The sequence below is a fragment of the Lysobacter zhanggongensis genome (assembly GCF_046638635.1).
Classification (GTDB): domain Bacteria; phylum Pseudomonadota; class Gammaproteobacteria; order Xanthomonadales; family Xanthomonadaceae; genus Novilysobacter; species Novilysobacter luteus.
Genome location: NZ_JBJXHK010000014.1, coordinates 1 through 24,259, shown reverse-complemented (window position 1 = coordinate 24,259; position 24,259 = coordinate 1). Strand labels below are relative to the sequence as shown.

General features: G+C 70.9%; 22 protein-coding genes. 15 read left to right on the top strand and 7 right to left on the bottom strand.

The annotated features are described in order from the left end of the window. The first annotated feature begins 32 nt into the window (after nucleotides 1-32). From ACKVMH_RS04210 to ACKVMH_RS04200, 3 genes are all read left to right on the top strand, one after another. Nucleotides 33-2,807 carry a hybrid sensor histidine kinase/response regulator gene (locus ACKVMH_RS04210; protein WP_412699352.1) on the top strand — a complete coding sequence of 925 codons (2,775 nt, stop codon included), beginning with the start codon at nucleotides 33-35 and terminating at the stop codon, nucleotides 2,805-2,807. A gap of 58 nt (nucleotides 2,808-2,865) precedes the next feature. Next, nucleotides 2,866-3,420 (top strand): DUF3228 family protein, encoded by a 555-nt coding sequence (locus ACKVMH_RS04205; RefSeq protein WP_215220062.1) that lies wholly within the window; start codon nucleotides 2,866-2,868, stop codon nucleotides 3,418-3,420. A gap of 122 nt (nucleotides 3,421-3,542) precedes the next feature. Beyond that, nucleotides 3,543-3,782 (top strand): hypothetical protein, encoded by a 240-nt coding sequence (locus ACKVMH_RS04200; RefSeq protein WP_412699351.1) that lies wholly within the window; start codon nucleotides 3,543-3,545, stop codon nucleotides 3,780-3,782. A 40-nt stretch (nucleotides 3,783-3,822) separates the two neighbouring features. On the opposite strand, the gene ACKVMH_RS04195 is transcribed toward ACKVMH_RS04200, so the two are convergent. The 3 genes from ACKVMH_RS04195 to ACKVMH_RS04185 all read right to left on the bottom strand — a co-directional run bounded on the left by ACKVMH_RS04195 (nucleotide 3,823) and on the right by ACKVMH_RS04185 (nucleotide 6,212). After that, nucleotides 3,823-4,287, bottom strand: a complete 465-nt coding sequence (locus tag ACKVMH_RS04195) for a hypothetical protein (RefSeq protein WP_412699350.1) — start codon at nucleotides 4,285-4,287, stop codon at nucleotides 3,823-3,825. A 106-nt stretch (nucleotides 4,288-4,393) separates the two neighbouring features. Then, the gene (azu, locus tag ACKVMH_RS04190; protein WP_412699349.1) at nucleotides 4,394-5,032 is read right to left on the bottom strand and encodes an azurin; all 639 of its coding nucleotides are present in this window, start codon (nucleotides 5,030-5,032) and stop codon (nucleotides 4,394-4,396) included. A gap of 94 nt (nucleotides 5,033-5,126) precedes the next feature. Then, a complete protein-coding gene (locus tag ACKVMH_RS04185) occupies nucleotides 5,127-6,212 on the bottom strand; it encodes a DUF5694 domain-containing protein (protein ID WP_412699348.1) in 1,086 nt (361 codons plus the stop codon). Between the two features lie 197 nt (nucleotides 6,213-6,409). Here ACKVMH_RS04185 and ACKVMH_RS04180 point away from each other — a divergent pair, with 197 nt between their 5' ends. From ACKVMH_RS04180 to yedA, 9 genes are all read left to right on the top strand, one after another. Next, nucleotides 6,410-7,741 (top strand): mechanosensitive ion channel family protein, encoded by a 1,332-nt coding sequence (locus ACKVMH_RS04180; protein WP_412699347.1) that lies wholly within the window; start codon nucleotides 6,410-6,412, stop codon nucleotides 7,739-7,741. Between the two features lie 77 nt (nucleotides 7,742-7,818). After that, nucleotides 7,819-8,745, top strand: a complete 927-nt coding sequence (locus ACKVMH_RS04175) for a M14 family metallopeptidase (RefSeq protein ID WP_412699346.1) — start codon at nucleotides 7,819-7,821, stop codon at nucleotides 8,743-8,745. 62 nt (nucleotides 8,746-8,807) lie between these two features. Continuing rightward, entirely contained in the window at nucleotides 8,808-9,806 is a 999-nt protein-coding gene (locus ACKVMH_RS04170) for a ligase-associated DNA damage response exonuclease (protein WP_412699376.1), read from the top strand. After that, nucleotides 9,806-11,410, top strand: a complete 1,605-nt coding sequence (locus ACKVMH_RS04165) for an ATP-dependent DNA ligase (protein ID WP_412699345.1) — start codon at nucleotides 9,806-9,808, stop codon at nucleotides 11,408-11,410. Before ACKVMH_RS04170 ends, ACKVMH_RS04165 begins: the two co-directional genes overlap by 1 nt. A gap of 77 nt (nucleotides 11,411-11,487) precedes the next feature. After that, complete coding sequence (locus ACKVMH_RS04160) at nucleotides 11,488-13,932, top strand: ligase-associated DNA damage response DEXH box helicase (RefSeq protein ID WP_412699375.1); 2,445 nt, start codon at nucleotides 11,488-11,490, stop codon at nucleotides 13,930-13,932. After that, on the top strand, nucleotides 13,916-14,560 hold the full coding sequence (gene pdeM, locus ACKVMH_RS04155; protein WP_412699344.1) for a ligase-associated DNA damage response endonuclease PdeM: 645 nt from the start codon (nucleotides 13,916-13,918) through the stop codon (nucleotides 14,558-14,560). The genes ACKVMH_RS04160 and pdeM overlap by 17 nt, the downstream gene beginning before the upstream one ends. Before the next feature lie 72 nt (nucleotides 14,561-14,632). Beyond that, on the top strand, nucleotides 14,633-15,610 hold the full coding sequence (locus ACKVMH_RS04150) for a glutaminase (RefSeq protein WP_412699343.1): 978 nt from the start codon (nucleotides 14,633-14,635) through the stop codon (nucleotides 15,608-15,610). A gap of 55 nt (nucleotides 15,611-15,665) precedes the next feature. Next, the gene (locus tag ACKVMH_RS04145) at nucleotides 15,666-16,757 is read left to right on the top strand and encodes a DUF1615 domain-containing protein (RefSeq protein WP_412699342.1); all 1,092 of its coding nucleotides are present in this window, start codon (nucleotides 15,666-15,668) and stop codon (nucleotides 16,755-16,757) included. A 95-nt stretch (nucleotides 16,758-16,852) separates the two neighbouring features. Further along, complete coding sequence (gene yedA / locus ACKVMH_RS04140; protein ID WP_412699341.1) at nucleotides 16,853-17,827, top strand: drug/metabolite exporter YedA; 975 nt, start codon at nucleotides 16,853-16,855, stop codon at nucleotides 17,825-17,827. Here the strand turns inward: yedA and ACKVMH_RS04135 are convergent. Together ACKVMH_RS04135 and ACKVMH_RS04130 are read right to left on the bottom strand one after the other, a co-directional pair. Next, the gene (locus tag ACKVMH_RS04135) at nucleotides 17,806-19,524 is read right to left on the bottom strand and encodes a cytochrome c biogenesis protein DipZ (RefSeq protein ID WP_412699340.1); all 1,719 of its coding nucleotides are present in this window, start codon (nucleotides 19,522-19,524) and stop codon (nucleotides 17,806-17,808) included. The genes yedA and ACKVMH_RS04135 overlap by 22 nt on opposite strands. A 39-nt stretch (nucleotides 19,525-19,563) precedes the next feature. Continuing rightward, on the bottom strand, nucleotides 19,564-20,550 hold the full coding sequence (locus tag ACKVMH_RS04130; protein ID WP_412699339.1) for a helix-turn-helix transcriptional regulator: 987 nt from the start codon (nucleotides 20,548-20,550) through the stop codon (nucleotides 19,564-19,566). A 111-nt stretch (nucleotides 20,551-20,661) separates the two neighbouring features. Here ACKVMH_RS04130 and ACKVMH_RS04125 point away from each other — a divergent pair, with 111 nt between their 5' ends. Then, entirely contained in the window at nucleotides 20,662-21,288 is a 627-nt protein-coding gene (locus ACKVMH_RS04125) for a glutathione S-transferase family protein (protein ID WP_412699338.1), read from the top strand. 138 nt (nucleotides 21,289-21,426) lie between these two features. Here ACKVMH_RS04125 and ACKVMH_RS04120 read toward each other — a convergent pair whose 3' ends face one another. Further along, on the bottom strand, nucleotides 21,427-22,476 hold the full coding sequence (locus ACKVMH_RS04120; protein ID WP_412699337.1) for an ornithine cyclodeaminase: 1,050 nt from the start codon (nucleotides 22,474-22,476) through the stop codon (nucleotides 21,427-21,429). A gap of 146 nt (nucleotides 22,477-22,622) precedes the next feature. Between ACKVMH_RS04120 and ACKVMH_RS04115 the strand changes: the two genes are divergently transcribed. After that, nucleotides 22,623-23,042, top strand: a complete 420-nt coding sequence (locus tag ACKVMH_RS04115) for an Lrp/AsnC family transcriptional regulator (protein WP_215220078.1) — start codon at nucleotides 22,623-22,625, stop codon at nucleotides 23,040-23,042. A 23-nt stretch (nucleotides 23,043-23,065) separates the two neighbouring features. Here ACKVMH_RS04115 and ACKVMH_RS04110 read toward each other — a convergent pair whose 3' ends face one another. Then, nucleotides 23,066-23,608: a peroxiredoxin gene (locus ACKVMH_RS04110; RefSeq protein WP_412699336.1), complete on the bottom strand. Its 543-nt coding sequence runs from the start codon at nucleotides 23,606-23,608 to the stop codon at nucleotides 23,066-23,068. A 162-nt stretch (nucleotides 23,609-23,770) separates the two neighbouring features. Here ACKVMH_RS04110 and ACKVMH_RS04105 point away from each other — a divergent pair. Then, a partial coding sequence (locus ACKVMH_RS04105; protein ID WP_412699335.1) for a DUF937 domain-containing protein occupies nucleotides 23,771-24,259 on the top strand: 489 nt, incomplete at its 3' end.

The following is a 24,259-nucleotide window of genomic DNA, read 5'->3' as shown; positions in this document are numbered from 1 at the left end:
CGGCTCAAGCCATTGCGGGAGAGTCGCCAACGATGACCGAACCCGGGCTGCGTTTCCTGGACGGCGGGGGTGAACTGGGTGAGCGCCTGCGCGCCACCGACTGGGCGCCCACGCCGCTGGGCCCGGTGGACGCATGGCCGGCGGCATTGCGCACGCTGGTATCGCTGATGCTGGCGTCCAACCAGCCGATGTACATCGTCTGGGGCCCCAGCAGGACCTTCCTCTACAACGACCATTACGCGACCATCCTCGCGGACAAGCACCCGTGGGCGCTGGGCCGCGACATCCTCGACGAGGTCTGGCCCGAGATCCGTGCGGAGCTGGCGCCGATCGTCGAGTCGGTCTCGGCAGGCGAGCCGGTGCAGGTGCCGCGCATGCGGCTGGTGCTTGAGCGAAAGGGGTTCCCCGAAGAGACCTGGTTCTCCTACTTCTTCGCACCGGTGCGCGACGACAGCGGGGCGGTGGCGGGCATGTTCGGCGCCTGCAACGACATCACCGGGCAGGTCCAGCTCGAGCGCAGTCTGGCCGAACGCGACGCGCGACACCGGCAGGTGCTGGCGAACATGGAAGAGGCGTTCGTCCTGTTCGATCACGACTTCCGGTTGCTCGAGGTCAATACCGAGACCGAACGCCTGCTGGGCATGGACCGCGAAACATTGATCGGCGGCGTGCAATGGACGTTGTACCCCGGCACCTTCGATGCTCCCCTTGGCGCGATGTACCGCCGAGTGATGGCGCGCAGGCACGCCGAGTCGATGGACTACCCGCATGTCTTCCAGGACGGGCGCGAGGTCTGGTTCGAGGTGCGTGCCTTCCCCGTCGACCAGGGGATGGCGGTGCTGTTCCACGACATCACCCATCGCCGCGAGGAGCACGAGGCGGCGACACGATCGGCCGAACGGGTGCAGTTGGCGCTGGAGGAGCGCGACCACGCCCTGGCGCTGTTGCGCTCATTCACCGAGGCGGTGCCCGGCGTGGCCTACGCCAAGGACCTCCAGGGGCGCCTACTGGTGGGCAACCGCGGGGTGTCCACGCTACTCGGTGTGCCGCCCGAAGGGTTCATTGGCCGCACCGACCGCGAGCTGCTCGCCGACCCGGCGCAGGCCGAGGAGGTGATGGCCAACGACCGGCGGATCATGGAGACGGGCATCCCCGAACAGGTGGAGGAGGAAATCCAGCTCGCCGACGGCACCCCGGCAACCTGGATCTCGACCAAGGCCCCACTGCTGGACGACGACGGGAAACTCGTTGGCCTGATCGGCGCGTCGATCGACATCACCGACCGCAAGCGGGTGGAGCGCGACCTGCGGCTGTCGGAGCAGCGCGGTGCGCTGGCGCTGGAGGTGGCGCAACTTGGCACGTGGACCTGGAACCTGGCCGAAGACGTGATCCGGTTCGACCGACGCACCGCGGAGATCTGGGGTGCCAATCCCGAGCGCAGTGACTACTCGCGCGAGGATCTCGGGCGACGGGTGCATCCCGACGACTGGCCGCGGGTGGACGCGGCACTGGCGGCGGCGTTTACACCCGGCAGCGACGGTCGGGTGGCCGAGGAGTTCCGCCTGCGGCACCGCGACGGGCGCGTGGTCTGGACGATGACCCGCGGGCAGGTTGCCTTTGAAGGCGAGGGCGACGCACTGCGGCCGGTGTCGATGATCGGCACCGTGCTGGACGTGACCGAGCGCCGCCAGCTGATCGAGACGCTGGAACAGTCGGACCGGCGCAAGGACGAGTTCCTGGCGATGCTCGCGCACGAATTGCGCAATCCGCTGGCGCCGATCGGCACCGCGGCGGAACTGCTGCGGCTGGTGCCCGATGACGCGCCGCGGGTGGAGGAGGCGGCGAGGATCATCTCGCGCCAGGTCGCCCACATGACCGAGATGGTCGATGACCTGCTCGATGTCTCGCGGGTCACCCGCGGGCTTGTGGTGTTCGACCGCGAGCCGGTGGACATGCGCGCCGTGGTCAATGCCGCGGTCGAGCAGGCCGGCCCGGCGCTGCAGGCGCGGCGGCACGGGCTCTCGGTCGAGACAGGAGGCGGCCCGGCGATCGTGCTCGGCGACCGTCACCGGCTGGTGCAGGTGGTGTCGAACCTGCTCAACAACGCCGCCAAGTACACCTCGCCGGGTGGTCGCATCCGCGTGGCCGTGATCGGCTCGGAGGATACGGTGGCGGTGCAGGTGGCCGACAACGGCCAGGGCATGGACGCATCGCTGGTGAACCACGCGTTCGACCTGTTCACCCAGGCCGCACGCACGCCCGACCGTTCGCAGGGCGGGCTCGGCATCGGCCTGGCGCTGGTGCGCAGCATCGTCCGCGGCCACGGCGGCACCGTCGGGGCGGTCAGTCCGGGCCCGGGTTGCGGGAGTACGTTCGAGTTCGTGCTGCCGCGCGCGGCAGTGGAACGGTTGCCCGACGATGCCGCGCCCGCGCCGCGCGTCGCCACGCGCCGGCAGTCGATCATGGTGGTGGACGACAACCGCGACGCCGCGGACACCCTTGCGACCGTGCTGGAGCTCCTCGGGCATGACGTGACCGTGGCCACCGATGGCCAGCAGGCACTGGTGCTGGCGGATCGGCGGAGCGACTGGGACGCCTTCATCCTCGACATCGGCATGCCCGACATGACCGGCCACGAGCTGGTCGGCCACCTGCGTCGACGCGCGGGCACGGGGAGCGCCTGTTTCATCGCGCTGACCGGCTACGGCCAAGCGCACGACCACGTTACTTCGCAGGCCGCCGGATTCGACCACCACCTGGTCAAGCCGGCGGACGTGGACCGGATCGTCGCGCTGCTGGCGGGTTGATCCGACCGCCCCGCGCACACGGGCGATAATCGGCGGCCCTCCGCAACGGGAACCACGCATGTCGATCGTGCTTACCGAGTTCGCCCGCTCACGGCTGTTCCGCGAGCAGCGGCGCAACACCATCCAGGACTGCACGCCCGAACAGTTCGAGCGGCATCTCAACGAGGTGCCGCCACTGGACGTGCTCGAAGGCTACGCGCCTTTCTGCAAGCTGCACGTCCATCGCAACTGGACATCGACGCGCTGCCTGGCCGCGCCGATCACCGAGGCCAACCGGCACCTGCTGCGTTCGGCGTACGAGGCGCGCAGTACCGGCGAGTTGCCGGTGCTGGTGCGCTGGTTCGAAGGGCTGGAGCCGCCGGTGGCCGACTACCTGGTGGTGATCCTGTACGACCGCGCGCAGCTGGCGAAGGAAGGCACCGTGATCGATGCCGACTTCGGCGTGGTGGGTTGCATGTACACCGCCGAACCGGTGGAAACGCCGATGGCTCCGATCACCATGATGCGCAACGCGCTCGGGGTGGAAGAGGGCGGTTCCGGCGTCCCGCTGGACCGCGAAGCCTACGCGCGCAGCGTGGCGTTCTGGGAGCGCCACGCCAACTGGCGGGGGTAGGCGCAACCTGACTGCGCCATCGCGGCGCCCGATTGCCCCGCGGTTGACCCGGGTCAAGGGCGTGCCCGGCGGTCGCCAGCACCATGCATGCACCGGATCCACCGGTGTACCGGAGAAAACACATGCAGTTCCAAGTGTCCGCCATCAATCCCGACGCCGGCGTGCTCGCCACCGCGCTGCGCCCCCTCGACCCGGACGCCCGGATCGCGCTCGACGCCGCCCGCGGCCGCCTGGAAGTGCTGACCGTCGCCACCGGTGCGCAGGTCCAGGACGTGCTGTCCACCCTGGGCTGGGCGGCCACCCCGCTGGACCAGGACGTGCACATCAGCGGCGGCAGCACCTGCTGCGGCCACTGCGGCTGAGGTTCCGCGCCCCCGCTTCGACGGGCGCGGCGCCGGGCGTTCAGTCGCAGCGCTGGCGCGCCATGCCGTTGACCGTGTCGGTCAGGGTCTGGTCATCCTCGGACAGGCTGAAGCTGTAGGTGACGTCGCGGGTCTCGCCTTCGCCGGTCACCTGCGCGGTGATCTCGATGTCATTGCCGCGGGTGTCGACCGCGGTGATGCCGCCGCTGCTCTCGTGGAAGGCGATGCGCGAAGCCTCGATGCTCAGTTCGCTCTCATGGCCTGGCGACGTGCAGGCGGTAGCGTCGGCGGCGTAATCGCCCTGGAAGCGCGCCGGTACGGATGCGGCGGGGGCCGTGTCTGCCGGCGCCGGTTCGGGTGTCGTGCCACCGGGCGCCGGGGCGGAGGCCGGTTCCGCGATATCCGGCGCGGCCGCGGTGCCGGCGTCATCGTCGGGGGCGGTGCAGCCGGCGGCCAGCAGGACGCCCAACGCAATCGTGGTGAGTTGGATGCTGGAAGAGCGCATGGGGGTGCTCCGTAGGTCATTTCGGGCAATGCCGGGCGCGTGCCCGGCATGCGTGCGAGATCCCGCCCGCGGCCTGTCGCCGGGGCGGGACGTTGCGCGGCAGGCCTTATCCGACCTGGATCGAGCCGCGCATCACCGCCCAGTGGCCCGGGAAGCTGCAGAAGAACTCGTACGGGCCGCTGCCCTGGATCGCACTGACCGGGAAGGTGACGGACGTGGTGCCGCCGCCGCCGACCAGTTCGGTATGGGCGATCACGCGTGCGTCGTCAGCCGGCACATAGTCGCCATCCACGCCCGCGCCCATGCCGGCGGCGGCGATCGCCTCGCGGTCGGACGCCTTGCTGACCACGACGTTGTGACCCATTGCCACCACCGGCATCTGGCCCGTGTGGTTGAGGGTGATGGTGAACTCGTTGCACGAGGACGGCACGGTGATCGAGCCGACGTTGAACTGCATGGCGTCGTTGCCTTCGATGACGGTGCTGCAGTTGTCGACCGTTGCCGCCGGCTTGTCGCTGCCGGCCGGGGTCGCCGCCGGCGTCGCCGACGTGCCGGCGTCGCTTCCGGGCGTTGTCGGCGTGGTGGCCGGGGTGCCGGCGGCTGTGTCCGTTGGCGTGGTGTCGGCGGGTGCGGTGTCCGACGGGGTCGCGGCCGGGGTCGCGTTATCGGCGGGGGTGGTGTCGTTGCCACAGGCCGCCAGGGCGAGGACGCAGGCGGCGGCGAGCAGGGAAAGCCGGGTGTTCACGGATGCAACCTCCTTCTTCGAATGTGGGCCACATGATTGGCCCGGCCCCCCGTATGCGGCGTGAAAGCTTCGTTGGCGCGGCGTCCGCTGTTGCTCAGTCCGCAGCAGGCCCGAGCACGTCCTGTGCGTCAACGATCTCCACGCCCTGCATCTGCCCCAGCAGGCTGTCGAACCACGGCTTGTGGGTGGCGCCGACGATCGACAGCACGCGCGCGCCGGGACGGGTGATGAACGTCGCGCGGATGTTGGCGACCATCCGCAGGTTTCGGGTTTCCCAGCCGCCGACGTACATCCGGCCGTACTGCTGCGGGGACGCGTGGCGCATGGCCGCGCCGAGATCGCTGTTGATCTGGTCGACGAGGTGGTCCGGGCTGTTGATGTAGCGGTACAGCCCCAGCATGTCGGCGCGTTCGATGAACGCCTGCTTGCGGCGATGCAGCGGTTCCTGCAGTGCGGCGTCGGCATCCCAGGCCTGCCGGATGGCGGTGGCATAGGCCTGGATATCGTTGCCGGGGATGTCGTAGCTGTCGCCGGTGTGATCGTCCGCCGGGTACACGCGCTGCAGGCCGAGCCGGGCGGCCAGGCGCGCGGCGATCCGGTAACTCTCACTGTGCTGCCCCATGGCGCGTTCCAGTTGCGCGACCAGCGCCTCGTCCAGGCCGTCCCCCGCATGGCGTGCGGTTTCAGGCAATTGCAGCCACTGGGTCAGCGCAGAGGCGTTGTCACCGGCGGCGAGGAACAGTGCGGCGAGGTGGCGGCGCTGGTCGTCGCGTGGCTCGGCCGGCCAATCGGACAAGGTGCGCTTCACCTCGGCAATCGCGGCAGGCACGTCCAAGCCGGTGGCCGCGCGTGCCGCGTCGGGGACCGTGCAATACGGTGCGATGCCTTCGGGGTCGTACACAGCGGGGTGGCGCGCCATCAGGTCGCAGCTTTCGCCGGGAATCGACTCGATGGTGATGATGTCGGGCTTGTACGCCGCCAGTCGGTCCAGCAACGGGTCGAGCGTCGCGGGGTCGAAGTCCTCCTGCAGCTCCAACAGATGCACGCTGCCCAGTACCAGCACCTTCGTCCGCGGGCCGGCCATGCCGTCGTCGAGGGTGGACAGGTCGACTGCAGCCTGCGCGCTGCCGGCAAGGGCCAGCCCGAGCGACAGGCAGAGCTTGGTGAGGGTCTTCCGCATGGCCTTGCTCCCTATGAAAAGGCGGCACTATCGCACGGTGTTTCCGTGGACCGGACGACCCCTGCGGGGAGGCGGATCCCGCGGCCGGTGCGGGTCGCAGTCCGGCGGTTCACCCGATCTGGACCGCGCTACGCCTAGCGTGGCCGCAACTGACCCGGGGCAATCGCATGGCCGACCGTGCCGCACGGAACTGATCGATGGGCGCCGGACTGATCCGCCCGAAGCCCGGCTGGCTGGCGGGGCTGGACCCCGCATCGCTGGGCTGGCAGGCACTGGCGTTGCTGGCCTGTGTGGCAGCGGCGTGGCTGGTCGGGCGGCGGTACCGTGCGTGGCAGCGCAGCCAGCTGGCGGAACAACCGCACTCGCAGCTGCGCCGGGTCGGCATCTCGTTCGGCTGCGCGCTGGTGTTTCCGGCAGTGGCGTCGGCGCTGCTGCTGGTGGCGTGGGCGGGGTTTACCGCGCTCGGCCTGCCCTCCGGGGTTCTGCGGGTGGCACTGGGGCTGGTGGTTGCGCTGGGGCTGGTGCGGCTGGTCGTGTTCCTGCTGTCCAATGCGCTGAAGCCGGGGCCGCTGCTGCGCGCATCGGAGAACCTGATCGTGGCGGTGGTCTGGGTTGGACTCGCGCTGTACCTGCTGGGCCTACTGCCGCTGGTGGTCCGCGCGCTGGACAGCGCGGCGATCATGGTCGGCGACACCCGTGTATCGGCATTGCTGGCAATTCGTGCGCTTGCGGTCGCGCTGCTCGTGCTGGTGCTCGCCGCGTGGCTGTCGAGGATGTCGGAGCGGAGGGTGATGGACTCCCCACACCTGTCGCCGAGTGCGCGGGTCGGCATCAGCAAGGTGATCAAGCTGGCGTTGATGGCGCTGGGCGTGGTGGTCGCGCTGCAAGTGGTCGGGCTTGACCTGTCCGCGCTGGCAGTCATTGGCGGCACCCTCGGGCTTGGCATCGGCCTGGGCCTGCAACGCATCGTCAGCAACTTCATCTCCGGCTTCATCCTGCTGGCCGACCGCTCGATCAAGCCCGGCGACGTGGTGACGGTGGAGGACCAGTCCGGCAGCCGCTACGGCTGGGTGCAGGAGTTGCGCGCGCGTTACGTGGTGATCCGTGACCGCGACGGCGTCGACACGTTGATGCCCAACGAGAACCTAATCATCAACCCGGTGGTCAACTGGAGCTACGGCGGCGAGAGCGTGCGGCTGAAGCTGCCGGTGCGTATCAGCTACGGCGACGACCCCGAGCAGGCGATGGCGCTGATGGAGCAGGCCGCCGACGGGCGCCAGCGGGTGCTCGCCGACCCGGCACCGGCCGCGCGGCTCATGGCGTTCGGCGAGAACGGCTTCGAGCTCGAGCTGCGGGTCTGGGTGGTCTCCCCGGAACAGGGTGTCAACAACGTGCGCTCGGAGATCAACCTGGCCATCTGGCGGGCCTTCCGCGCGCACGGCATCGCGGTACCGTTCCCCCAGCGCGAGGTGCGGCTGCTGGATGGAGGCAGGCTGGACGACGCCCGGGATCGTTCGCCATCGCCGTAAACCCGGCGCGCCGTGGTTGGCGGATCCCCGCATGGGCGCCATCATCGGCCCCTGCATCCAACCGGGACCCCCCACCCATGAGCGACATCCCCGCCTTCTATCCGATCGGCACCCCCGGCACGCCCTGGGGCGACGCAGAGCGCGACGCCTGGCGCACCGGCCAGCAGGTCAAGCGCAGCTACCGCGACGACGTGCTGGCCGTGGTGGAGCGCCTGCGCGACCGGTTCAACGTCCGCCAGTACGGCGAGCTGCACTACGGCGCCGACCATTACCCGCTGATGGCGCTCAAGAGCCGCGAGTGGGACGACCAGCTGCCGACGGTGCTGGTCACCGGCGGCGTCCACGGTTACGAAACCAGTGGCGTCCACGGCGCGCTGCAGTTCCTGGAGCGCGACGCCGGTGATTACGCCGGCCGGGTGAACCTGATCGTCGCCCCGTGCGTAAGCCCATGGGGATACGAGCGGATCCACCGCTGGAACATGCAGGCGGTCGACCCCAACCGCTCGTTCGTCGCCGACAGCCCGGCAGCCGAGGCGCGCGCGCTGATGGCACTGATGGAGCCGGTCGGCGACGTGCTGCTGCATATCGACCTGCACGAAACCACCGACACCGACGAGTCCGAGTTCCGCCCGGCGCTTGCGGCCCGCGACGGCAAGCCCAACGAGCCCGGCGAGATCCCCGACGGCTTCTACCTGGTGGGCGACAGCGAGAACCCGCAGCCCGAGTTCCAGCGCGCCATCATCGAGGCGGTCGGAAAGGTGACCCATATCGCCCCGGCCGATGCGCGCGGCGAGCTCATCGGCTCGCCGATGGTCGCGCCGGGCGTCATCAATTACCCGGTCAAGTCGCTGGGCCTGTGCGCCGGCGTCACCAACGCCCCGTACGTCACCACGACCGAGGTCTACCCCGACAGTCCGCGCGCGACGCCCCAGCAGTGCAACGACGCACAGGTGGCGGCGGTGCGGGCGGCGATCGACTTCGTGCTGGACCGCGGCGCCCGCTAGACGCGCCACTAACGGCGCCGCTGCTCTAGTCGTCGCAGGCATGGCTTGCGACGGGTGGACTTCTGGGCACGGCAACCGACGTGGTGGTGGTGACGCCGCAGGGCCTGTACTGCCCGGCCGGCGATTTCCACATCGATCCCTGGCGCCCCGTGCCGCGGGCGGTGATCACCCACGGGCACGGTGACCACGCGCGTGGCGGCATGGGCTGCTACCACGTGGTCGACGCCGGCCTGCCGATCCTGGAGTGGCGGCTCGGCGCGCAGGACTACCGCGTGCACGCGCATGGCGAGCGGTTCCAGGTGGGCGCGGCCACGGTGTCGTTCCATCCCGCCGGCCATGTGCTGGGCTCGACCCAGGTGCGCATCGAGGTGGGCGGCGAAACCTGGGTGCTGTCGGGCGATTTCAAGCGCGACCCGGACCCGACCTGCCTGCCGTTCGAGGTGGTGCCGTGCGACGTGTTCGTCACCGAGGCGACGTTCGGGCTGCCGGTGTACCGCTGGCCCGCGGCGGCGGACGTGGCCCGCGACATGGTGGCGTGGCGCGAGGAGTGCGCCGCCAACGGCGAAGCGGCGATCCTGTACTGCTACGCGCTGGGCAAGGCGCAGCGCGTGCTCGCCGAGCTGATGCACCACACCGACCGGCCGGCCTGGCTGCACGGCGCGATCGACGTCGGGGTTCAGGTGTATCGCGATGCCGGCATCCCGATGCTGGACACCCGCAAGGTCGCCGACGAGGCCCGCGGCGCCGATTTCGCAGGCGAACTGGTCATCGCACCGCCGTCGGCCGCGGGCAGCGCGTGGGTCCGCCGCTTCCGACGCGCACAGCAGGGCTTCGCGTCGGGCTGGATGCGCATCCGCGGCAACCGCCGCCGGCGCAACCTCGACCGCGGCTTCGTGGTGTCCGACCACGCCGACTGGCCGGCGCTGCTGCGCACCGTCCACGAGACCGGCGCCCGGCGCGTCATCGCCACCCACGGTGATACCGACGCACTGGTGCGGGTGCTGCGCGATTCCGGCTTGGATGCCGGCGTATTCCGCACCGATTACGGCGAGGACGACTGATGCGTCGCTTCGCCGCCCTTTACGAGCGCCTGGACCGCAGCACCGGCACCGGAGACAAGCGTGCCGCGCTGGTCGACTACTTCCGCGACGCGCCGCCGCGCGATGCCGCCTGGGCGCTGTGGCTGCTGGCTGGTGGCAAGGTCGGCGGCGCCCGCGCACGCATCGCATCGACCGGCGAACTGCGCGCCTGGATTGCCGAGGAGACCGGCAACCCGGATTGGCTGGTCGAGGCCAGCCACCACGCCGTCGGTGATCTTGCCGAAACGCTGGCGCTGTTGCTGGACGACCCGGCCGTCCCGGTCGAGGATGCCGGCCTGGCGGAGTGGATCGAGCAACGGCTGGTGCCGGTGGCCAATGCCGATCCGGAGGCGCGGCGTGCGGTGGTGGTGTCGGCGTGGCGGGGCCTGTGTTTCCGCGAGCGGCTGGCCTTCAACAAGCTGCTGACCGGTGCGCTGCGGGTGGGCGTATCGGCCGGGCTGGTGCAGAAGGCGCTGGCTGAGCTGTCGGGGCTGGACCTGGCCCTCATCGCGCAAAGGATGCTCGGGCGGTGGACGCCGTCCGAGGCATTCATGCGGTCGCTGCTGTCGCCCGATGCACAGCCCGGTGACGCGGAGTTGCCGTACCCGTTCTTCCTCGCGTCGCCGCTGGAGGGCGAGCCGCACGCGCTGGGCGAGGTGCACGACTGGCTGCTCGAGTGGAAATGGGACGGCATCCGGCTCCAGCTGATCCGTCGCGGCGCCGACATCGCGCTGTGGTCGCGCGGGGAGGAGCGCATGGACGGCCGCTTCCCCGAGATCGAGGCCGCCGCGGCCGAACTCCCGCACGACGCGGTGATCGATGGCGAGCTGCTGGCCTGGCAGGGCGAAGACGAGGCACCGATGCCGTTCTCGGCCCTGCAGACCCGCATCCAGCGGCTCAAGCCGGGGCCGAAGATCCTGGCGAGCGCGCCGGCACGCGTGCTGGCGTACGACCTGCTCGAGTTGAATGGCGAGGACCTGCGCGAGGTGCCCCTGGTCGACCGCCGCCAGCGGCTTGCGGCGTTGCTGCATGCCACCGCGCATCCGCTGCTGCGGCTATCGCCCGAGGTGCGGGTGCTGGACTGGTCGCAGGCCGCCACGCTGCGCGAGGAGGCCCGCGGCCGGGGCGTCGAGGGCCTGATGCTCAAGCGCCGCGACTCGCCGTACCGGCACGGCCGCAAGCGCGGTGACTGGTGGAAGTGGAAGGTCGACCCGCTGACGGTCGACGCGGTGCTGGTGTACGCGCAGTCGGGCTCGGGGCGACGCAGCACGCTGTACACCGACTACACCTTCGCGCTGTGGGACGGCGACGTGCTGGTGCCCGTCGCCAAGGCGTACTCCGGGCTGGACGACAAGGAGATCCTGCAGCTCGACCGCTGGATCCGCGCGAACACGGTGGAGCGGTTCGGGCCGGTCCGCTCGGTGGCGCCCGAGCATGTGTTCGAACTCGGCTTCGAGGGCGTGAATGTCTCGAAGCGGCACAAGTCGGGGGTGGCGGTGCGCTTCCCGCGGATCCTGCGCTGGCGCACCGACAAGCCCGCCTCCGAGGCCGACCGCGTCGACGCGCTGCGGGCACTGGCGCGGTGAACGCCTCCGGTTCGGACGCATCGGACGCATCGGGCGCGCCGGCTCCGCGATCGCGCAGACGGACCGCTGACGCGCCGCTGCTGGACTGGTTCGACACCCGCGGGTGGCGGCCGGCGCCGTTCCAGCGCGAGGCCTGGCGCCGCTACTTGGCCGGTGAGCACGGGCTGCTGGTCACGCCCACCGGCAGCGGCAAGACGCTCGCAGCGCTCGGCGGCCCGTTGCTGCAGGCGCTGAAACTCGGTGACGCCGCCGCCACCCGGAAGCGCGGTGTGGCCCAGGCCCCGCGGTTGCGGCTGCTGTGGATCACCCCGCTGCGCGCGCTGGCGACCGACACCGTACGGGCGATGCAGGAGCCCATCGCCGCGCTGGGGGTGCCGTGGACGGTCGCGATGCGGACCGGCGACGCCAGTGCGCGCGATCGAAGGCTCGCCCGCAAGGGACTGTCGGACGTGCTGGTGACCACGCCCGAGTCATTCGCGCTGATGCTGTCCTACCCGGACGCGCCGCAGCTGCTTGCGGGCGTGCGTGGCGTGGTGGTGGACGAGTGGCACGAGTTGCTCGGCAACAAGCGCGGCGTGCTGCTGCAGCTGTGCCTGGCCCGGTTGCGTGCGCTGGTGCCGGCAGCGCCGCTGTGGGGCCTGTCGGCCACGCTCGGCAACCTGGCCGAGGCGCGCGACGTGCTGCTGCCGCATGCGCCGGATGCCGCCATCGTCGCCGCGCCACGGCGCCGGCGGATGACGCTGGAGACCCTGCTGCCGGAGGAGGGCGAGCGGTTCCCATGGGCCGGGCACCTGGGCCTGTCGCAGCTGCAGCGCGTCGCCGCGGTGCTGCAGCGGGCGCGCTCCAGCCTGTTGTTCACCAACACCCGCTCGCAGGCCGAACTGTGGCATCGCGCATTGCAGTCGGTCTGGCTGGACGATCCGGCCACGCTGGCGCTGCACCACGGCTCGCTCGACGCATCGCTGCGGGCCGCGGCCGAGGCCGGCCTCCGCGATGGCAGCGTGCGCTGCGTGGTCGCCACCTCGAGCCTGGACCTGGGCGTGGATTTCCCGGCGGTCGACCAGGTGTTGCAGGTCGGCAGCCCCAAGGGCATGGCCCGCCTGCTGCAGCGCGGCGGTCGCGCCCGGCACCGGCCGGGTGAGGCGGGGCACGTGGTCTGCGTGCCGACCCACGCGCTGGAACTGGCCGAGTACGCCGCCGCCCGGGAGGCACTGGCGCACGGGCGCATCGAATCGCGGCCGCCGCCACGGCTGTCGCTGGACGTGCTGGCGCAGCACTGCGTCACCCTCGCACTCGGCGGCGGCTTCGACCCCGACGACCTGTTGGCCGAGGTCCGCGGCACCCATGCATTTGCAGGGTTGCCCGATGCTGCGTGGTCGGCGGTGCTGGACTTCATCGTGCGCGGCGGCAGCGCGCTGGAGAGCTACCCCGACTACCGCCGCGTGGTTCGCGACGACGACGGCCGCTTCCGCGTGCACGACCGCCGCGTCGCGTTCCGCCACCGCCTGTCGATCGGCACCATCACCAGCGACGGCAGCGTGCAGGTGCGCTACATGAAAGGCGGCTACCTGGGCGCCGTCGAGGAGGCCTTCATCGGACGGTTGCGGCCGCGCGACCGGTTCCAGTTCGCCGGTCGCACGCTCGAGCTGGTGCAGTTGCGCGACATGACCGCGTACGTGCGCATCGCCAAGCGTGCCGACGGCCGCGTGCCGCGCTGGCAGGGCGGGCGCATGCCGCTGTCGAGCGAGTTGGGCGCGGAGGTCGAGGCGATCCTGGCCGCGCCCGTGACCCGCCCCGAGATGCGTGCGTTGTCGCCGTTGCTCGACCTGCAGGAGAGCCTGAGCGAACTGCCCACGCCGGCCACGCTGCTGGTGGAGGCGGTCAAGACGCGCCAGGGCTGGCACACCTTCGTGTTTCCGTTCGCCGGCCGTGCGGTGCACGAAGGGCTGGCGGCCCTGCTGGCCCTGCGCTGGGGCCGCGAGGCGCCCAATACCTTCGGTTGGGCGGTGAACGATTACGGCCTCGTGCTCACCGCGCAGGCGCTGGCCTGGCCGGACCCGCCGCTGATGCAGCGGTTGCTGTCGCCCGAGGGGCTGATGGACGATCTACGCGACAGCCTCAACCTGGCCGAGCTTGCGCGCCGGCAGTTCCGCGAGATCGCGCGCGTGGCCGGGCTGCTGCCGCCCTCGCTACCCGGCCGGGCACCGCGCTCGCTGCGGCAGCTTCAGGCGTCCAGCAGCCTGCTGTTCGACGTGTTGCGCCAACACGACCCCGGTCACGTGCTGTTGGCCCAGGCCGAGCGCGAGGTGCTGGAGGCGCAGCTCGAGGTCCAGCGCCTGCGCGAGGTGCTCGAGCGCTGCGGCCGGCGGGTGCTCGCCCTGCACCGGCCCCCCAGCCTGACGCCGCTGGCGTTCCCGCTGTGGGCCGAGGCGATCCGTGGCCAGCTCAGCACCGAGGACTGGCGCACCCGGGTGTCGCGTGCCGCGGCGCAACTGGAGCAACGGCATGGCCGCGGCGCTTGAGTTGCTGCTCGGCGGCGAACCGGTCCGCGTGCTGGCCGACCGCGCCCTGTTCTGGCCCGCGCGCCGGCGGCTGCTGGTCGCCGACCTGCACCTGGGCAAGGGCAACATCCTGCGCGCGGCCGGCATCGCGGTGCCCAGCGGCGGCACCGTGCTCGACCTCTCCCGGCTGGACGCGTTGCTCGCCGACACCGGCGCCGCCGAGCTGTGGGTGCTGGGCGACTTCCTGCACGGCGCACGCCACGCCGACGTCGAACGCGCATGGCGGTCGTTACTTGAGCGGCACTCCCGGGTGGCCGTCGCGGTGGTCGCCGGCAACCACGACCGTGCGATGAATGCGGACGCGCTCGGTGTGGAGTTGTTGCCGGCCGACGTGCGCGACGGTCCGTTCCGGTTCCGCCACCTGCCGCTCGCTGCCCAGTTTGCAGGTGACGCCCACGTACTGTGCGGCCACCTGCATCCGGTGGTGGGCCTGCCCGGGCTGCCCGGACGCTACCCGGCGTTCCGGCTCGACGCGGGGCAGACGGTACTGCCGGCGTTCTCTGTGTTCACCGGCGGGATGCGGATCGACGCCGACGACCCGCGCTGGATCGCGTGCGCCCGCGGCGAACTCGTCGCCAACTGGCGTTGAGCCCACCGCCGTGCCGCCGCGACCACGGGGCGGCGCCGGTAAGATGGGGCGCCATCCAAACCGGAGCCGAGCATGCCCCCAGCCACCCCTGGTGCCGCGCGCGATCCCATCCAGAACCAGTTCGACATCAGCGGGCTCGACCTGCCGGACATCCTCGGCACCATCAACGACGAGGTCCGTGAGCGTTTCGGCGAGGGCAAGCCGGCGGACTACATCGACGCGCTGGCCAACGTGCCGCTGGACCGCTTCGGCATGGCGCTGGTAACCCGCGACGGCGACGTGCATGAAGTGGGTGACGCGCGCGAAGCATTCTCGATCCAGAGCATCTCCAAGGTGCACACCGTGACGATGGCGCTCGATGCACTCGGCGACGACCTCTGGGAGCGGGTGGACCGCGAACCCTCCGGCGACCCGTTCAACTCGCTGATCCAGCTGGAGTACGAGAAAGGCATCCCGCGCAATCCCTTCATGAATGCCGGCGCGCTGGTGGTGGCCGACGTGCTGCTGTCGGCGCACGAGCGGCCCGAGCAGGCGTTGGTCGACTTCGTCCGGGCCCGCGCCGGCCGCGTCGACATCGGCGCTGACGACGTCGTCGCCAAGTCCGAGCGCGAGAGCGGCTACCGCAACATCGCCACGGCCAACTTCATCCGCAGCTACGGCAACATCCACAACGCCGTCGACGACGTGCTGGACTTCTATTTCCTGCAGTGCTCGCTGTCGATGAACTGCGTGGACCTGGCCCGCAGCATGCAGTTCCTGGCCTGTGGCGGGTACTGCGGGGTGTCGGGGCAGCAGGTCGTCAGCGCGCAGATGTCGACCCGGATCAACTCGCTGATGATGACCGCCGGCACCTACGACGCCGCCGGCGACTTCGCCTACTACGTCGGGCTGCCCGCCAAGAGCGGGGTGGGTGGCGGCATCGTCGCGGTGGTGCCACATGTCATGAGCCTGTGCGTCTGGTACCCGGGCCTGGACGAGAAGGGCAACTCGGCGCTGGGCAAGTACGCCTTGCACCGCTTCACCCAGCTGACCGGCTTGTCGGTGTTCTGAGCAGCGGTGGCATAGTTCGGCCCGCCTTCGCTTCGGTCACCGCATCGAGCCCGCCATGAACCGACATTCCAGAGCACTGCTCGCCGCCATGTTCGCGTTGCTGGTGCTCGCCGGTTGCGCCACCGCGCCGACGCCCCCCGGCCCGGCGCCTGAAGCGGTACGTGCCGACATCGTCCGGCGGATGCCGGCCCGCATCGATGACCGTGCCGGCTGGGCGGCAGACATCCAGACCGCATTCGCGGCGCAGGGCATCGACCCGATCGAAGAGAACATCTGCGCGACGCTTGCGGTGATCGAGCAGGAGTCCGGCTACAAGGCCGACCCGCCGGTGGCCAACCTGCCGGCGGTTGCGCGCGGGGAAATCGAGCGGCGCGCGGCGGCGCTGCACGTGCCAGGCTTCATGGTCACCGCGGCGCTGAAGCTGCGTTCCACCGATGGCCGCAGCTACGAGGAGCGGCTGCGCACCGTACGCACCGAGCGCGAGCTCAGCCAGCTCTACGAGGACCTGACCGGCCGCGTGCCCCTGGGCGAGCGGCTGTTCGACGGCTACAACCCGGTGCAGACCGGCGGGCCGATGCAGGTTTCCATCCCGTTCGCCGAGCAGCATGCCGACGACTACCCCTACCGGTACGACGGCAGCATCCGCGACGAGGTGTTCAGCCGCCGCGGTGGGCTTTATTTCGGCATCGCGCACCTGCTCGGGTACGCCACGCCGTACACCCGCAAGGTGCACCGTTTTGCCGACTTCAACGCCGGGTGGTATGCCAGCCGCAACGCGGCGTTCCAGAACGCGGTGGCGGTGGCGACGGGTCGCACCCTGGCGCTGGATGGCGACCTGCTCGCGCCGGGAGCGCCGCTTGATCGACCGGGCGAGACCGAGCGAGCGGTGCGCGCCCTGGGCGGAGAGCTGGGGATGGATGACCAGTCGATACGCGCGGCGCTCGGCCGCGGCGACCGGCTCGACTTCAACGAGTCGGCCCTGTTCCGCCAGGTGTTCGCATTGGCCGAGGCGCGAGCGGGCAGGGCGCTGCCGCGGGAGATGATCCCCGGGATCACGCTGGACAGCCCGAAGATCACGCGCGAGCTCACCACCGGCTGGTTCGCCACCCGCGTCGACGCGCGGTACCGGGTGTGCATGGCCCGCTGACGGCGGGCCGGTGGGATACAGCGGGCCACCTTCGGCACTGCCGCGCGGAGCCGCGCGGCCTGATAATGGGCGCCGTCCCCCGAGCGGCATCCCCCATGTCCGATGGCATTTCCAACACGCCGGCGGCCGCGGTGGCGTCCGGTGCTTCCGGCCACCTGGAGCCGCGCGTACTGATTCCGCTGGCACTGCTCACGCTTTACGTGGTGTGGGGGTCGACCTACCTCGGTATCCGCTTCGCGCTTGAGAGCTACCCGCCGTTCCTGCTGGCCGGCGTGCGCTTCCTGGCGGCGGGCGTGTTGCTGTACGGGTTCCTGCGCTGGCGCGGCCACGCGGCACCGACGCGGCTGCAATGGCGCAATGCCGCCTTCACCGGCCTGCTGCTGCTCGGGATGGGCAACGGCCTGGTGTGTTTCGCCGAGGAACGCGTCAGCTCGGGCATCGCCGCGGTCGCGGTGTCGAGCATGCCGCTGTTCGCGGCGGCCTTCGGCGGGCTGTACGGCCACTGGCCGTCGCGCCGCGAGGCGGTCGGGCTGCTGGTCGGGTTTGCCGGCGTCATCGTGCTCAACCTCGGCAGCGGGCTGTCGGGCGAGCGCATCGGCGCGATCGCTTTGCTGACCGCGGCGGCGGCATGGGCCTTCGGCTCGGTCTGGAGCAAGCGCCAGGACATGCCGGCCGGGCCGATGAACACCGCCGCTCAGATGCTGTGCGCCTCGGTCGCGCTGCTGCTGATCGGGTTCGGCACCGGCGAGGCGCTGCCGGCGTCGCCGACCATGAAATCGACGCTCGCGCTGGTGTACCTCGCTTTGTTCGGCTCGATCCTCGCGTTCAGCGCGTACCTCTACGTGCTCAAGCACGCGCGCCCGGCAGTGGCGACCAGCTATGCCTACGTGAACCCGCCGGTGGCGGTGCTGTTTGGCGTGTTGCTGGCCGGCGAAGTCGTCGGCCCGTGGGACATGCTGGGCATGGTGATCATCCTCGCCGGCGTGGCGGTGATCACGCTGGGCGGTCGCGCGTCACGGCGTGCAGCGCGTGCGCGCACGGCCGGCCCTCAGCCCGACGTGAACGCGTAGATCCGCGCACCGCCTTCCGGGAAGGTGATCTCGAACCGGCGCTCGTCACTGCCGTCGCGCAGGCGGGTGAGCTGGTACAGCCGGTCCGCGTCCAGGGTGCCATGGCCCTGCGCATCGACGTCGCTGCCGGCGTCGGCGCCGGGAGCGGCGCCATCGAGCGTGACCCGGAACCGGACCGGCCGGTCGCCTGCGATGGGTGCCATCACCAGGTGCAGGTCACGGCCGCGGAACCGCATCACGACGCTGCCGCCCGGACGCTCCAGCCGGGCGTGCTCGGCCGTCACCGTCCAGCGTCCCTGCAACGCCCACTGGTGCAGCGCCAGCGGCTCCGGAGCGCGGTAGTCCGTCGCCACGCCGCGGACAAGCTCGCCACCGGCGAAGCGCTCGGCGCGGGCGTGGCCCAGGTAGGTCTCCGGCGTGCGCGTGTAATCGGTCGAGGCCGGCGCCCCCGCGTTACGACCGTCGCCGCTGACATAGCCGCCGGGCAGGCCGGTCGCGCCGGCGTCGGCCAGCAACCGGCGGATCACGTCCTCGCTGCGCTCGTATTCGCCTTCGCCGAAGTGGTGGTAGCGGATGCGGCCCTGCGCATCCACGAAGTAGTGCGCGGGCCAGTAGCGGTTGTCGAAGGCGCGCCAGATCGCGTAGTCGTTGTCGAGCGCGACCGGATGCTCGATGCCGAGCGACTCGATTGCGCGGGCAACGTTACCGGGGGTCTTCTCGAACGCGAACTCCGGCGTGTGCACGCCCAGCACCACCAGCCCGTGGTCGCGGTACTTGGCAGCCCAGTCGCTCACATAGGGCAGGGCGCGCAGGCAGTTGATGCAGGAGTACGTCCAGAAGTCGACCAGCACCACTCGGCCGCGCAACCCTGCACGGGTCAGCGGCGGGCTGTTGAACCAGCCGGTGGCGCCATCCAGCGGGGGCATCCAGCCTTCCACCGGCAACGGCACGCCGGTCTGCGGCACCGGCGAGGGCGGCGCCGGATCGTCGGCGAACGCGTCGACCAGCCGTTGCTCGATGCGCGCGGTGCTGGCCAGCGACAGCCGTGTCAACAGGCCCGTGTCGAGACCGAGCGCGATGGCCGCCACGCCCGCCAGCACCAGCACGCCGAGCGCACGGCGCAGCCATTCACCGATTCCGAGGGCACGCTTCATGGACGCGAGGAACCGGCCGCCGAGCACCAGCGCCAGCGCGAGTGACGTCGCCGCGCCGGCGGAAAAGGCGAGCAGCAGCACGGTGGTGGTGACGCTGGCGCCCTGCAGCGCGGCGGTCGTCAGCACCAGGCCGAGGATGGGCCCCGCGCAGGGCGCCCACAGCAGTCCGGTGGCCACCCCGAGCCCGGCCGCCGACCAGGGCGACCCGCCGTCCGCGTGCCGCGGCCACCGCCCACCAAGCGCGACGAAGGGCCGCGCCAGCACTTCGGCCAGGCGCGGCCACAGCAACGCCAACCCCATCAATGCCAGCACCGCCATGGCCAGCCAGCGTCCGCCTTGGTTGAGCTGGATCGCCCAATGGCCACCGACGGCGGCCAGTGTCGCCACAAGCGCGAATGTCAGGCCCATGCCGGCGAGCAGCGGCAGGCCCTCGCGAGCGAACGGCCGGTCGGCCCGGGCGAACACGAATGGCAGCACCGGCAGGATGCAGGGGCTAATGATGGTCAGCACGCCGCCGAGGTAGGCAAGGATCAGCACGAACATGGCGTGGCCATGATGCGCCCGTCGGGATGCGCCTGCGCGTCAGCTCGTCCGTGGTGCCCGGGCGTGCCCAGGCGTGTCCGGGCCGCCGAGCGAGATGGCCAGTTGCGCGTGCGCTTTCCGCATGGCCGCGAGTTCGTCGTGGCCTTCGGTCACCTCGAACGGCCGGCCGAGCATGGCCAGCGTCGCCAGCAAGGCATCCGGCGTGCCGGCGCCCACGTGGAGCAGGGCGCTGCGGTCGGTCTCGGCGACCAGCACGCCGCACCACGCGGGTACTGCGTCCGCGAGCTCGTCGGCACGCCCCAGCAGCCGTACGGTCACGCGGTGCTCGAACGGCGACCAGGCGACCGCCCGCCGGATGTGCTCGATGAAATCCAGGTCCTGGCGCGGCACGAACGTTGCGCCGGTATCGACCAGCGCCTCGATGCGGTCGGCACGGTAGGTTCGCCAGTCGCCGCGGTCGGTGTCCCAGCCCACCAGGTACCAGCGCCGCCCATAGCTGATCAGGCGCGCGGGCTCGACATGGCGGTCGGCTTCGAGGCCGTCGTGCCTGCGGTAACGGAACCGCACGCGGCGGGAATCGCGGCAGGCGGCGGCGATCGCGGCCAGCACGCCGGCATCGGCCAATGGCTGGGCAACGTCCAGCGACAGGGTGACGTCGTGCAGCGCGGTCGCGCGGCGACGCAGCCGCGCCGGCAGCCACTGGTCGAGCTTGGCGAGCAGCTCGCGCGCCGGGGTTTCGATGCCGGCGACGGTGGCGGTGGCTGCACGCAGCGCCACCGCGAGCGTGACCGCCTCGGTGTCGTCGAACATCAGCGGCGGCAGATTGGCACCGGCACCCAGTGCGTAGCCGCCGCCGCGGCCGGACGATGCCTGCACCGGGTAGCCGAGGGTGCGCAGGCGGTCGACGTCGCGGCGCAACGTACGCGCGTCCACCTCCAGGCGCTCGGCCAACTCCGGGCCGGACCATTGGCGACGGGCCTGCAGCAGCGCGGCAAGGCGGAGCAGTCGGGCGGACGTGGAAATCACGGAGTGGCCCGGTCGTGAAAACGCCGAGGTTATCGAGGGCGGTAGATGACCGCAAAGGCCGGTAGCCTCCGTCCTGCGCAGTCCCCATCCACCCACGCAAGGAGCATCCCCATGTCCAGCAAGCCAACACTCACGCTCTACCACCACCCGCATTCGCGCTCGGCCGGCGTGCGCGTGATGCTCGAGGAACTCGGTGTCGACCACCGGATCGAGCTGGTGGACCTGCAGGCCGGCGAACAGCGTCGCCCCGAGTTCCTCGCGCTCAACCCGCTCGGCAAGCTGCCCACGCTGGTTGACGGCGACAGCGTGGTCACCGAGCAGGTCGCGGTCTACCTGCACCTGGCCGACCGCTTCCCCGAAGCAGGGCTCGCGCCGGCGATCGGCGACCCGGCGCGCGGCGCGTACCTGCGCTGGATAGTCTATTACGCGTCGTGCTTCGAGCCGGCGGTGGTCGACCGCTCGCAGAAGCACGAGCCGGCCGAACCGATGATGTCGCCGTACCGTGATTTCAACTCGATGCTGGCCGCGCTCGAAGCGCAGCTCGCCAAGGGGCCGTGGGTGCTGGGCGAGCGCTTCAGCGCCGCCGACGTGCTGTGGGGCACCGCGCTGCGCTGGACCACCCAGTTCGGGCTGGTGCCGAAGACGCCGGTGATCGAGGCGTACATCGCACGCGCCACCGCGCGCCCGGCATTCCTGCGCGCTGCGGAAAAGGATGCCGAACTTCTGGCGACGGTATAGCCGGTCGCCGGCCCGCCTCGGGTCGCAGGACATCCCGGTCCCCTGTAGGAGCGGCTTCAGCCGCGATCCGTTCCCCAAAACGAAAGCGCCCGCCGCAGTCCCCCGCGGCGGGCGCCACGCATCGAGATGTCGGCAGCGTTACGCCGCCTTCTGCCGCGCCTTCGTCCCCATCAGGTGGCCGAACAGGTCCTTCGGGTCGGCCATCACCGGAACGATGTCGGTCTTGCTGCCCAGCTTCAGCTCATGGGCCAGGTCACGCACCAGCCGCAGCGCCGAGTAGTCCTCGAGCGCGAAGCCGACCGAGTCGAACAGGGTCACTTCGTCGGCGGTGGTGCGGCCCTCGGCCTCGCCGGCGATCACGCGCCAGAACTCGGTCGCCGTGAAGTCCGCGCTCATGTGCTGCAGCTCGCCCTCGATCCGGCTCTGCGGCTCGAACTCGACGTAAGTCTTCGTGTTGGCCGCGGTCAGAATGGCCGGGTCAAGCTCGGTCTTGCCCGGGCAGTCGCCGCCGACGGCGTTGATGTGCATGCCCGGCTCGATCATGTCGGCGCTGAGGATGGTGGCGTTCTTCTTGTCGGCGGTGACGGTGGTGACGATGTCGGCACCGCGCACGGCTTCGCGGGTGTCGGCGGCGCGCACCACGCGCAGCTTCGGCGCGGCCTCGGCGAGGTTGGCGGCCAGCTTGTCGGTGGCGGCCGGGTCGACGTCGTACAGGCGCACTTCCTCGATGTCGAGCATGTGGTGGAAGGCCAGCGCCTGGAACTCGCTCTGGGCGCCGTTGCCGATCAGCGCCATCACCTTGGCGTCCTTACGGGCCAGCTTCTTCGCGGCCATGATCGAGGTCGCCGCGGTGCGGATGGCGGTGGTCATGGTCAGTTCGCTGAGCACGGTCGGCATGCCGGTTTCGACGTCGGCCAGGGCGCCGAACGCCATCACCGTCGACAGGCCGTGCCGGTAGTTGCTGGGGTGGCCGTTGACGAACTTGAAGCTGTACTCCCTGTCGTCGGCAACCGGCATCAGCTCGATCACGCCGACGTCGGAGTGGGCGGCGGTGCGGGCGGTCTTGTCGAAGTCGTTCCAGCGGGCGAAGTCCGCCTCGAGGTAGTCCACCAGGCGCGAGAACATCTGCGGCAGGCCGTGGGTGGAAACGATCCTGGCAACGTCGTGGGTGGTCAGCAGAGTGGTCATGTCGGGCTCCTTTTCGATGCATCGACGCCGTCCGGCGCCGGGATGCATCCATTGTCCGGGCCCCGGCGTCAGCGCGAAACGGCAACTTTGCGGCGAAATCGCCAGCAAGATGGCAAAGTGCTATGACCTGCTGACGGATTGCTCGAATGGACGACCTCGACCACCGCCTGATCGCCGCGCTGCGCCACGACGCCCGCGCACCCGTCGCCAGCCTGGCGCAGTCCTTGGGCGTCTCGCGCGGGACCATCACCAACCGAATGGCGCGGCTTGAGCGCGACGGGGTGATCACCGGCTACACCGTGCGCCTGCGCCCCGATGCCGCGCCCGACGAGATCCGCGCGTGGACCAGCCTCGCGGTCAAGGGCAACCAGCATTCGGTGATCCGCGCGCTGCTGGGCGAGCCCGGCGTGGCCGAGCTGCACGACACCAACGGCCGATGGGACCTGGTCGCCGAGCTGCGCGTGGCCGACCTGGCCGAGCTGTCCAAGGTGCTGGAGCGCATCCGCGGCATCCCCGGCATCAGCGGCAGCGAGACCAGCGTCCACCTGCAGACGTTCCGGGGCTAGGCGGGACGCCCGACGGAGCGCGCCTAGTCGTCGAGCTTTTCCACCGCCGCCAGCATCTCCCGCACATGGCGGCTGGGGTTCATGTCGGTGTAGGCCGCGACGATCGTGCCGTCGGGCGCGATCGCATAGGACGTGCGGCTGGCCCATTCGGGCTTGTTGTCGAGCACGGCTTCGTATTCGCCGGCGATCCGCGCGCCCGGGTCGGCCGCGACCGGGAACTTGCCGGCACACGTGCTGGTGTCGTTGGAGAACGCCGCCAGCTGGTCGACGTTGCCTGCGGTCACCCCGATCACGCTGGCCCCGTGCGCCGCGAAGTCCTCGATCGCCCGCGAGAACAGCGACGCCTCCAGGTTGCAGCCGGGCGTGTTGGCCGCGGGGAAGAAGTACACGACCACCGGGCCTTGCTCCAGCGCCTCGGCGAGTTCGAACGTGAACCCTTCTCCCGCCAGATAGGCGTCGGCGGTGAACGCCGGGGCGGCGTCGCCGGCCTTGAGTTCGGCCTGGGCGGGGAAGGCGAGGGCGACGGCGCAGGCGGCGCCGAGCAGCGCGGGCATCAGGGTCTTCATGGCATCGCTCCGGCAGATGGCAGGGGACAGCGGCAGGCGCCTGCGGTGCAGGGCCGGCCTGCCATCGTACGCCCGCCAACGCGTACCGCCGCTCTCCTCCACACGCGGGCGGCCGGGACGGTGCGCTAAGGTCCGGACTCCCTCAACGGCACGGACACCACCATGCAGATCAACGACATCATTGCCCAGACCGGCGGCCTGTCCTCGATGGCCCGCGAACTGGGGATCAGCGAGCAGCAGGCCGCAACCGGCGCGTCCGCGCTGCTGCCGGCCATCATGGGGGGATTCCGCAAGCAGGCGCAGCGCGGCAGTGGCGGCGCGGGACTGGCCGGCCTGCTCGGCCAGCTTGGTGGAGGCAGCCTGCTCGAGGAGGTGCTCTCGCCGCAGCCGACCCCGGTCGGGCATGGCAACAACGTTCTGGGCGAGATCTTCGGCTCCAAGGACGTCAGCCGCGCCGTCGCGCAGGACGCCTCGGCCCGCACCGGCCTGGATTCCTCCTTGCTCAGGAAGATGCTGCCGATGCTGGCCATGCTCGCCGCCGGCTACATGGCCCGCCAGAACGCGGGCGCCGCCGGGGCGCAGCAGGGCGGTGGCCTGGGTGGGTTGCTCGGCGGGCTGATGGGCGGCAGCGGAGGCGCTGCGGGGACCGCC